The following is a 9,879-nucleotide window of genomic DNA, read 5'->3' on the forward strand; positions in this document are numbered from 1 at the left end:
GATTTCTCTTAGGTATTTACCCGTATTATAGGGAAAACCCTGATCGAGTGCCAGCGCCCTGTGTCCGCGTGTCGCTACAACACGACAACGTCGCGCGCGCTCGCCGCGAAGAACGACCAGATCAGCGCGCTCGCGTCCGGCCCGATCGCCGCGTGGAACGGAACGGTGTCGTCGCCGCCCGCCCAGGCGTGGCCGAGGCCCTTGACGCGGCACAGCCGGACCACCGTCCGCGCGCCCTTGCGGTACTCGAGCGTGTCCATCCGGTCGTCGCGGGTCTCGACCCGAGACGCGCCGCGCAGGCTGCCCTGTGCGTCGGCCAGCCCGTTCAGCCGCAGGAATTCGACCGCGAGCTGGTCGGCGTTCTGCGGCACCACCACGCGATCGTCGTCGCCGTGGACGATCAGCGCCGGCATGCCCGGATACGCGCCCGGCTCGACCAGCGCATCGACGGCCGCGGCCGGGTTCTGATGCAGCCCGCGCCGCATCACGTCCATCGCCGTGATGCCCGACTGCGCCTCGCCGAACGCCGGACCGGAGTGCAGCGCCACCGCGGCGAAGCGGTGCGGATAGTAGAGCGCCAGCAGCGTCGCGAGCCCCGCGCCCGCCGACAGCCCCGCGACGTAGACCCGCGCCGGATCGAAACCGTGTTCGGCGACCAGCCCGTCGACCAGATCGGCGACGGCGCGCGCCTCGCCCCGGCCGCCGCGCTCGCTGTCGTCGTACCAGTGCCAGCAGCGGTGCGGATGCACGCGCGGATCCTGCTCCGGATAGAGCACCGCGAAACCGTGGCGGTCGGCCAGCAGGTTCATGCGGGTGCCCTGGGCGAACTGGTCGATGTCCTGCTTGCAGCCATGCAGCATCACCACCAGCGGACGTGGGCCATCGACCTCGCCCGGCGGCACGTACAGGCCGTAGGACAGGTGTTGGACGAAGCGGCCGAGCATGGGCGGCAGCGGATGTTCTGCGCGCAGCCAGTCGCCGCCCGCCCACGCGGCGGCGCGTGGGCGCACGCGCGATTCGCGCGGCGCGACGGATGCCGCGGCGGGCCACAGCGCGCCCGCTTGCTGGCCGGGCTGGGGCGGCAGGTGAAGCATGCGTTTCATCCCGCCCAGCCAGAGTTTCGTCAGACTTTTGGTCATCGATCGAGGCTCACAGTCGAAAGGGACGCGCCGGGACGCGCCAAGGTGAATTTGTGCAACGCACAATAGCATGCTTTGCGGAAACTTTCCGACGCCCCCAAAGTTCTCCAAGCGAACTATCGGAATCCTGAACGCGCCCCCCTGTATACTGAAGGCTGGTTGCTTGGATTATTCGTTGTCGTCGCTGTGCCCGGCTCGCGCGTTGATCAAGCATTTCCCCCCTCCTGCCTCCGTCACCCCTGATGTACGACCTGCCGCCTCGTCTGTGGATCTCGATCACCGCGCTCGGTGGCGCGGGCCTCACGCTGCCGCTCGCCGTCACGATCGCCCTTTGGCTCGCGCTCGGCTACTCGCTGCGCCGCGCAGCGGCCTGGCTCGCCGTGCTGGGCGCCGCGATCGGCGTGGTCGCGCTGACCAAGATCGCCTTCCTCGGCTGGGGCATCGGCGTGCGCGCCTGGGATTTCACCGGCTTCAGCGGCCATGCGATGCTGTCCACCTCGGTCTATCCGGTCGCGCTGTTCCTGATGCTCTTCCACACCCGCACGCCGGTACGCATCGCAGGCGTCGCGCTCGGCCTCGCCGCGGGCGTCGCGGTCGGGCTGTCACGCGTCGTGCTCGACGCGCATTCCCCCTCCGAGGCGGTCACCGGCTGCATCATCGGCGCGCTCGCCGCCCTGACCTTCATTATCGGCTCCTGGCAGGCGCAGCCGCACCGCTGGTCGGCGTCCGCCGTGGCGGTCAGCCTCGTGCTCGTGACCCTCGCGCTGCACGGCGTCACCGTGCCGTCGCACCGCTGGGTCACCCAGGTCGCGCTGCAACTGTCCGGACACGAGCGTCCGTATGTCCGCGCGCGCTGGAAGGCGAACCCGAACTATCGCCCCGCCGCGCGGCCCGCCTCCCAGCAGCAAACTCTCGACACGCCCGCCCCCCGTCACGCCTGAGCCCCGCCCCGCGCGCGCCGGGCCGTCATGCGCGCCGCCGGATGACCGGTATGTCGAGCGTTATTACCCACCCTATATTACGATTACGTTTTTCCTCCACACGAGCGCCACCGCCATGTCCGCAGCCCGCTTCGCCCGCCGCCTGTTCGTCCGCACGCTTTCGCTCGCCGCGCTCGCGGCCGGGTTCGCCGTCCAGCCGGCGGCCCGCGCCGCCGACGAACTGGTCGTGTCCGCCGCGGCCAGCCTGACCAACGCATTCAAGGCAGTCGGCGACGCCTACGAGAAGCAGCATCCGGGCACCCACGTGCTGTTCAATTTCGGCGCGTCCGACGTGCTGATGCAGCAGATCGCGAAGGGCGCGCCCGTGGACGTGTTCGCGTCCGCCGACCAGAAGGCGATGGATCGCGCGGTCGGCGAGAACGTGATCGCGACCGGCACGCGGCGCGACTTCGCCGCGAATTCGCTGGTGCTGATCGTGCCCGCCGACAGCCCGGCGCGCTTCGCCTCGCTGCGCGACCTGACGGCGGCCGGCGTGAAGCACGTCGCCTACGGCGACCCGGCGTCCGTGCCGGTCGGCCGGTATACGGAAGGCGCGCTGAAGGCGGCCGGCGTGTGGAACGACGTGAGCCCGAAGGGCGTGCTCGCCGCCAACGTGCGGCAGAGCCTCGACTATGTCGCGCGCGGCGAAGTCGACGCGGGCTTCGTGTTCGGCACCGATGCGGCCGTGATGCCCGAGCGCGTGAAGGTCGCGCTGACGGTGCCCACCCAGACGCCGATCACCTATCCGATCGCGGTCGTGAAGGACAGCCGGCGCGCGGCCGATGCGAAGGGCTTCGTCGATTTCGTGCTGTCGCCGGCGGGCCAGGCGGTGCTGGCGAAGTACGGCTTCAAGCCGGCCGCAACGGCGAACTAGGCGGTTCGTCATGCATGACGCGTGGATCCCGCTGCTGCTGTCGCTGAAGGTCGCGGGCTGGGCGACGGCGCTCGACATCGTGCTCGGCGTCGCCGCCGGCTATGCGCTCGCGCGCTGGCGCTCGCCTGCGCGCGACGTGGTCGACTCCCTGCTGACGCTGCCGCTCGTCCTGCCGCCGACCGTGCTCGGCTACTACCTGCTGGTGCTGCTCGGCCGGCGCGGCGTGATCGGCGCATGGCTCGACCAGCTCGGCATCCAGCTGGTATTCACCTGGCAGGGCGCGGTGATCGCGTCGATGGTGGTCGCGTTCCCGCTGATCCTGAAGTCGGCGCGCGCGGCCTTCGAATCGGTCGATCCGCAGCTCGAACGCGCCGCGCGCACGCTCGGCGTCAGCGAAGCCGGCATCTTCTTCCGGGTCACGCTGCCGCTCGCCGCGCGCGGCATCCTCGCGGGCGCGCTGCTCGCGTTCGCGCGGGCGCTCGGCGAATTCGGCGCGACGCTGATGATCGCCGGCAACCTGCCCGGACGCACCCAGACGCTGTCGGTCGCGGTCTACGCGGCCGTGCAGGCCGGCGACGACAACACCGCGAACTTCCTCGTGCTCGTCACCTCGGTCACCTGCGTGCTGATCCTGCTCATCGCCGGCCGGCTCGTGCCGCAGCGCGCGCTGCTCGGGGCCCGCTGACATGAGCCTCGTCGTCGACATCCGCAAGACCTATGCGACGCCCGAGCGCCAATTCGCGCTCGACGTCGCGTTCGCGTCGAACGCCCAGCGCATCGTGCTGTTCGGGCCGTCCGGCGCGGGCAAGAGCCTGACGCTGCAGGCGATCGCCGGGCTGCTCACGCCGGAGCAGGGCAGCATCTCGCTGAACGGCGAGGCGCTGTTCGATTCGGCGCGCGGCATCGACGTGCCGACGCAGGCGCGGCGCGTCGCCTACCTGTTCCAGGACTACGCGCTGTTTCCGCACCTGAACGTGCGCCAGAACCTCGCGTTCGGCCTGCGGCGCGGCTGGCGCAATCCGCGCGCGAATGCGTTGCCGCCCGAGGTCGCGTACTGGTTGCGCGCCTTCGAGCTCGAAGCGCTCGCGGGCCATTTCCCCGCGCAGTTGTCGGGCGGACAAAAGCAGCGCGTCGCGCTCGCGCGCGCGCTGATCGCGCAGCCGCGCATCCTGCTGCTCGACGAGCCGTTCTCCGCGCTCGACGTCGCGATGCGCCAGCGCATGCGCCGCGAACTCGCCGACCTGCAGGCGCGCCTCGACATTCCGATGGTGCTGATCACGCACGACCCCGACGACGTCGCCGCGTTCGGCGACGAGGTCGTGCGCCTGCACGACGGCCGCGTGCAGCCCGGGGCACCGCTGGCGGAATGGGTGGCGAGCGTGCGCTGAGGCCGCGCCGGGCCGGACATGCGGGGGCGGGGGTGAGGCCGCTTCGGTTCCGGTCCGTGTGACAGGAGCGTTCGACGCTATCTGTCCACGCTGCGCGCTGCCCGAATGAGCGGCCCGCGCGGATCGCCGCAACAGCGGATACGGAGAACGCTGCGCGGAGCGCGCCAGATCTCTGCCAACCGAGCCGGAGTGCTCACACGCCACGCCCGGCAATCTCGAACCGCGGGCCCGCACGAGCGGCAAGCGCATGTCATTGCAACGGCAGATTTCAAATGGCATCGGCTGCGCGCTCGGGATCGCGTGAGCCGACGCCTCCATCGCGCGCTCAAGCGCATCGATCACAGTCCCGTATCGGCGAGGCGCTTGCGCTGGAGCATCGAAGAACGGCGCGGGCCGCGCCCATGTCTTCATCGAACGCTTCGATCGATCCCCGCCCGCCAGGCGCCCTCGAAAAACAAAACCCCGCACTGAGAACAGCGCGGGGTTCGCCAAACCATCAGCCCGCCTGACGCGGGCCACGCTCGCGCGTCAGCCGTTCACCGCCAGGATCACGCTCGACGCCTTGAACGCCGCGAGCGCTTTCACGCCCTTCGCGAGCGCGAGCGCATCGACGCTTTCGTTGGTCACGATCGCCGCAAGCGTCACGCCGCCGTCGAGCGCCAGCAGCACCTCGCTGTTGACCGCGCCCCGCTTCACGTCGCTCACCACGCCGCGCAGCTGATTGCGGGTCGACAGCCGCAACGGCGCGCCGTCGTCCTCCGTCGCCAGAATCACCCACGACGCCTTGACGAGCGCGCAAGCCTGCCCGCCGACCGCGAGACCCAGCGCCTCCGTGCTCTCGTGCGTCACGACGGCGACGATCGTCTGGCCGCCCGGCAACGCCAGCGTGACTTCGTCGTTTACCGCCCCATGCTTGATCGACGCGACCTCGCCGAGCAACTGGTTGCGTGCGCTTGTCTTCATGCCAATTCTCCCGATGAGTTCCCAGTTGACCGCAAAACCTGCCACCGCCGCGCTCGCGGCCTCGACAAACCGGCGATGCTCGCGCTCGATCACGCGAAACGCATCGATCAGCTCGATCGCGCGCGGCGTCAGCACCGTGCCGCCGCCGCCCTTGCCGCCCGTCGAGCGCAGCACGAGCGGCTCGCCGGCCAGATTATTCATCGTGTCGATCGCATCCCAGGCCCCCTTGTAGCTGAGGCCGACCGCCTTCGCCGCACGCGTGATCGAGCCGGTCTCGCCGATCGCGGCGAGGAGCGCGATGCGCGCCGCGCCGCCGAGTGTGTGCGCGCCCGCGTGCAGCCACAGTTCGCCGCGCAGCGCGAGCGGTTCGCGAGCGGAAGCCGATGACGGCAAGGGGGTGGGATCGGTCATGACAGCGAGGCGGCGGCGGGGAAACTCATTATAGTCAAGCCGTGCGCCCGCCGATCTTCGGTGTGCGCAGCTCGCGCAACAAGCCCTCGGCCTCGCGCGCCGCGTGCCGCTGCGCGGCCGCGCCATAGCCGCGCGCGAACCCCAGCTGATAAGCAGGCGCCGCCAGCCGTTCGAGGCAGCGCAGCGCGACGGCCGCGTCGTTCGCGTCGCCGAGCACGCTCTGGACGCGCGCAAGCACGCGCGTCGTCTCGCCGCGCGTGCGGCGCGACGCCAGCGAGGCGAAGAACTCCAGCGCGTAACGCAGCCGCTTCGCATCGATCCGCACCTGGTGCCGCGCGGCCGCATCGAGCGCCGTGAGTTTCGGCGCGCCGTACAGATGCCCGAACAGCCGGCTCACGCGCTTCGCCGCATGGCGCTTGAGCGAGGGCAACGCGCGGTCCGCGCCGCGTGTGGGCGACGCCTCCTCGGCACTCGCCTCCGGCGCGCCGAGCCCGCACAGCCATTCGAGCCAGGACAGCGCGAGCCCCGCGTAACGCGCCGAGCCAAGCGCCTGACGCAACTCGGTGCGCGCCGCCGCGCCATGCGCGTGCGCGGCGGCGAGTGTCGCGCTCCACGCGTCGGGATCGCTGTCCGCCGCCGCCAGCGCCGGCAGCGTCGAGGCACCGCAGACATCCCAGTCGCGCACCGCGCCGAGCAGGCCGCCCAGCCAGCCCAGCTCACCCGCGAACGCGTGCTTCCACGCGCCATCGGCGAAATGCGGAAACAAACGCATCAGCGTGCGCAGGCGGCGCAACGCCACCCGCATCTGGTGCACGTATTCCGGATCGTCGGTGTCGCGCGCGCCGGCTTCGTTCGCGAACCACTGCGCGGTCACGTTGCCGCCCAGCGCAAACAATGCCGCGCGCTGCGTGCGCAGCCCGGTCAGATCGACGCGCGAGGTTTTCACGGGCTCGGCGCGCGCATCCAGCGCCATCCCCTGACATGCGCGATCGAGTGCGCCCGTCAGCAGCGGGAAGGCGGGCCACGCACCGCTCAACTCCCGCACCGCACGGAACAGCGCGCGCAGCGCCGCCGCGCGCCGGGTGTCGTCGTCGGCGTCCGCGACGGCCGCGCGCAACTCGCAAAAACGCAACGCGCCGTCGGCGTCGGGCTGGGTGAGATCGTCGAGCGTCAACTCGATCACAAGGCCGTCCTCGTCCTGCCAGCGGCCACGTCGACGCATGCTGACGAGCGTGGCCGCCGGCGCGCCGGCGTGGTCGGAGGAATCGGTTGGAGGCGGCGCAACCGGCAGTTCGGCGTGCCGTTCATCGAAGCGCTCGCGGATCGCAACGCCGGGCGCAAATGCACGCGCACGCGCGGCGAGCACATATCGGCCCTGGTCGGTGGTTTCGATCCAGGTCCACCAGCAGCCCGGCGCGCCGGGCTCCGCCTCGGGCATCCGGCAGGGCGCGATCGAGATGCGCTCGGCGCCGCGCCGCATCTTCACCTGCGGACAGATCCGCCACGCGCGCACCAGTTCCGCGCCGAAATCGCGGGCCGCACGCCCGCGGACGCCGGCGTTCGCCGGCCAGTGTTGCAACGGAAATCCCAGCACGATCTCCAGCACGCGCGACATGGCCCCTCCGCGATCGGCGCGCCCGGGCGGGCGCATCCGGTGCCATGGTACACGGCCTCCCAGCCGCCCGGACAGCGTCCGGACGCCGCGCGGCGCACCAAGGTGCGCGACTTCCTGCATCGCTCGACGACGTCTCGATGCGTGCGCCGCCGTCGCGGCGTTCCGATACGGGTGCGTCGTCCACGGTGTCCGGAACGCGCCGGCGGTGGATGCCCGGCCGTCTTGATCATGCCGGCGATGGCGGGTCGCTTCGCATGCGTCCCCCGCCTCATGCCGCCCGGGTCCGGCGTCGGCGGCGCGCAACCGGGCGGGCCAATTCAGAATGCGTGATCGCCGCAGGGGCGTTCCGATACCGGCACGTCGCCAACGATGTTCGAAGCGCAACGCCGGTGGATGCCCGGCAGCATTGAAACCCTGGCGGCCATTGCGGGCCGCTGCACATGCGTCCGCCGCCCCATGCTGCCCGGGACCGGAGTCAGCCGCGCGCCCCCGGACGGGCCCACTGAGAACGCGTTACAACCGCTGTGGCGCTCCGATACAGGCGCATCGCCAATCTATTCGGAATGCGCCCTCGGCAAATGCCCGGCGGTATTGGCACCCTGTCGGCAATAGCGGACCTTCGCCTGCTTCCCCGCCCCATGCTGCCCGAGCCTGGGACCCGCAGCGTGCTAGAGCGGGCCCACTCAGAAAATGTGTTCGGCGTCCGCCGGCGGAACGACCCATGCGTGCATGCGTTCTTCGTAGACCGAGACGTTCGGCGCGGGGAAGCTCGGATCGGCGAACGCCCCGACGGGAATCGCCAGGTACGCCTCCAGTCCCTCGGGTTCGTAGTAAACCGTCGAGCCGCAGTGGGGGCAGAAGTGGAATGTGATGCGGGAGCCTTCGTCACCGACGCGCACGTACTCGGATGAAGTCCCTGAAAGCGATACGTCCTCGCGACGGAATCTGGCCTGCTGGCTGAAGGCGCTGCCCGTCCTGCGCTGGCAGGCGAGGCAGTGGCAGATGGAGATACGTACCGGCTCGCCGACGACCTCGGCGCTGAGCTGGCCGCAACTGCAGGATGCTAGACGTCGAGACATAGGTCCTGAGGATCGTGGTCGTCAATGGCTGGATGATAGCGGCAGCGGCGGCCATGGTCAGCCCGGTTTTCAAAACCGCCGCCCGCACGACGTCGACTATCGCGATGACCGCGACCCGGTCGACGCCGCCGCGCACCTCGATCGGTTGCAGCCGACGCTCGCACCGGGGAAGCGGGGGAACGGTTGCGCGGAAACCGTCGGCGCAGCCGGACGCCTGGAAAATCGTCGAGCGGGCGACACGCGAAGCCGCCGGCATCCCCCCGCATCGCCGCGCCGGTTACGCGACCGACTATTCCGGCGCGTACTGCGCGATGCCGTTGCCGAACGACCAGTTCTCCTTGCGGACCTCGACGAGATTGATGAACACGTCCTCGGGACGCACCCCGGGCGACGCCGCGAGCGCCTCGACGATCTGCCGGTACAACGCCCGCTTCTGCTCCGGCCCGCGGGAATCGGTGACCGTGATCTGGATCATCACGAGATCGTCGCTGCGCGCGATGCCCAGGTACTGACGGTCGTAGAGGAAGTTGTCGTCGCGATGCTCGGTGACGGCCATGAAAAGGTCGTCGTCGGGCACGTTGAACACGCGCGTCAAGGCCTGTTGAATGCCGGCTGACAAGGCGCGGCGATACGCGGCCGGCTTGCCTTCGCGCAACGCGATTCGGGTGAACGGCATGGCGGTTCTCCTGATTGAGGGGGACGGGACGGTCGTCAAATCCACCTTCAGCTTAGGCACCCCCATCTATAATGAACAGATATCAATGAATATTTCATCCATTTCCACCTGAAATGAAACCCCTCGATCTCGATGCCGTGCGCGCGTTCGTGCTGGTGGCCGATCTCGCGAGCTTCACGCGCGCCGCCGACGCGCTCGGCACCACCCAATCGGCCGTCAGCCTGAAGCTCAAGCGGCTCGAAACCCATCTCGGCAAGCCGCTGCTCGCGCGCACGCCGCGCGTCGTGAAGCTCGCGCCCGACGGCGCGCGCTTCCTGCCGGCCGCCCGCGCGCTGCTCGACGCGCACGAGCAGGCGCTCGGCGCGCTCGCGGCCACGCCGCGGCGGCTCGTGCTCGGCGTCAGCGAGCACGTCGCGGTGCCGGACCTGCCCGCCGTGCTGAGCGGCCTGCACCGGCACGACCCGGGGCTCGCGCTCGAAATGCACCTCGGCACCTCGAGCGACCTGCTCGCCCGCTACGACGACCGCCGCCTCGACGCCGTCATCGTGCGCCACGAGCCCACGGAAGACCCGCCCCGCGACGACGGCACGCTGCTGTTCAGCGAACCGCTGGCCTGGCTCGCCGCGCCCGGCTGGACGCCGCGCGCGGGCGAGCCGCTGCCGCTCGCGGTGCTGGCCGGCCCGTGCGGGGTCCGCTCGGCCGCGCTGCGCGCGCTCGAGCGGGCCGGGCTGCCGTGGCGCGAACGCTTCACGGG

10 protein-coding genes are annotated in these 9,879 nt (G+C 70.5%); 5 read left to right on the forward strand and 5 right to left on the reverse strand.

Annotation, left to right across the window (positions count from 1 at the left end):
• Window positions 1–74: 74 nt before the first annotated feature.
• Entirely contained in the window at window positions 75–1,139 is a 1,065-nt protein-coding gene (locus tag AC1RQF_RS28300) for an extracellular catalytic domain type 1 short-chain-length polyhydroxyalkanoate depolymerase (protein ID WP_492873450.1), read from the reverse strand.
• A gap of 242 nt (window positions 1,140–1,381) precedes the next feature.
• Here AC1RQF_RS28300 and AC1RQF_RS28305 point away from each other — a divergent pair, with 242 nt between their 5' ends.
• From AC1RQF_RS28305 to AC1RQF_RS28320, 4 genes are all read left to right on the forward strand, one after another.
• The gene (locus AC1RQF_RS28305; protein WP_492873451.1) at window positions 1,382–2,080 is read left to right on the forward strand and encodes a phosphatase PAP2 family protein; all 699 of its coding nucleotides are present in this window, start codon (window positions 1,382–1,384) and stop codon (window positions 2,078–2,080) included.
• 115 nt (window positions 2,081–2,195) lie between these two features.
• Entirely contained in the window at window positions 2,196–2,993 is a 798-nt protein-coding gene (gene modA / locus AC1RQF_RS28310) for a molybdate ABC transporter substrate-binding protein (protein WP_492873452.1), read from the forward strand.
• Window positions 2,994–3,003: 10 nt separating this feature from the next.
• Entirely contained in the window at window positions 3,004–3,678 is a 675-nt protein-coding gene (gene modB, locus AC1RQF_RS28315) for a molybdate ABC transporter permease subunit (RefSeq protein ID WP_273996624.1), read from the forward strand.
• A 1-nt stretch (window position 3,679) separates the two neighbouring features.
• Window positions 3,680–4,381, forward strand: coding sequence for an ATP-binding cassette domain-containing protein (locus AC1RQF_RS28320; RefSeq protein ID WP_273996625.1), 702 nt, complete (start codon window positions 3,680–3,682; stop codon window positions 4,379–4,381).
• A gap of 528 nt (window positions 4,382–4,909) precedes the next feature.
• On the opposite strand, the gene AC1RQF_RS28325 is transcribed toward AC1RQF_RS28320, so the two are convergent.
• The 4 genes from AC1RQF_RS28325 to AC1RQF_RS28340 form a co-directional block, all read right to left on the reverse strand.
• Window positions 4,910–5,755 (reverse strand): TOBE domain-containing protein, encoded by an 846-nt coding sequence (locus tag AC1RQF_RS28325; RefSeq protein ID WP_273996626.1) that lies wholly within the window; start codon window positions 5,753–5,755, stop codon window positions 4,910–4,912.
• A 34-nt stretch (window positions 5,756–5,789) separates the two neighbouring features.
• The gene (locus tag AC1RQF_RS28330) at window positions 5,790–7,370 is read right to left on the reverse strand and encodes a CHAD domain-containing protein (protein WP_492873453.1); all 1,581 of its coding nucleotides are present in this window, start codon (window positions 7,368–7,370) and stop codon (window positions 5,790–5,792) included.
• 683 nt (window positions 7,371–8,053) lie between these two features.
• Window positions 8,054–8,449, reverse strand: a complete 396-nt coding sequence (locus AC1RQF_RS28335; protein ID WP_273996628.1) for a GFA family protein — start codon at window positions 8,447–8,449, stop codon at window positions 8,054–8,056.
• A gap of 289 nt (window positions 8,450–8,738) precedes the next feature.
• A complete protein-coding gene (locus AC1RQF_RS28340; protein ID WP_273996629.1) occupies window positions 8,739–9,125 on the reverse strand; it encodes a tautomerase family protein in 387 nt (128 codons plus the stop codon).
• Between the two features lie 113 nt (window positions 9,126–9,238).
• Between AC1RQF_RS28340 and AC1RQF_RS28345 the strand changes: the two genes are divergently transcribed.
• The coding region (locus tag AC1RQF_RS28345; RefSeq protein ID WP_492873454.1) for a LysR family transcriptional regulator at window positions 9,239–9,879 on the forward strand (641 nt) is incomplete at its 3' end.

The organism is Burkholderia sp. GW821-FHT14F03 (genome assembly GCF_058803765.1).

Bases quoted from the DNA above. Each gene is read 5' to 3' on its own strand.
- AC1RQF_RS28325 (WP_273996626.1), bottom strand. From the start codon at position 5,755: ATGACCGATCCCACCCCCTTGCCGTCATCGGCTTCCGCTCGCGAACCG.
- AC1RQF_RS28320 (WP_273996625.1), top strand. From the start codon at position 3,680: ATGAGCCTCGTCGTCGACATCCGCAAGACCTATGCGACGCCCGAGCGC.
- AC1RQF_RS28300 (WP_492873450.1), bottom strand. From the start codon at position 1,139: ATGACCAAAAGTCTGACGAAACTCTGGCTGGGCGGGATGAAACGCATG.
- AC1RQF_RS28305 (WP_492873451.1), top strand. From the start codon at position 1,382: ATGTACGACCTGCCGCCTCGTCTGTGGATCTCGATCACCGCGCTCGGT.
- AC1RQF_RS28330 (WP_492873453.1), bottom strand. From the start codon at position 7,370: ATGTCGCGCGTGCTGGAGATCGTGCTGGGATTTCCGTTGCAACACTGG.
- AC1RQF_RS28340 (WP_273996629.1), bottom strand. From the start codon at position 9,125: ATGCCGTTCACCCGAATCGCGTTGCGCGAAGGCAAGCCGGCCGCGTAT.
- modB (WP_273996624.1), top strand. From the start codon at position 3,004: ATGCATGACGCGTGGATCCCGCTGCTGCTGTCGCTGAAGGTCGCGGGC.
- modA (WP_492873452.1), top strand. From the start codon at position 2,196: ATGTCCGCAGCCCGCTTCGCCCGCCGCCTGTTCGTCCGCACGCTTTCG.
- AC1RQF_RS28335 (WP_273996628.1), bottom strand. From the start codon at position 8,449: ATGTCTCGACGTCTAGCATCCTGCAGTTGCGGCCAGCTCAGCGCCGAG.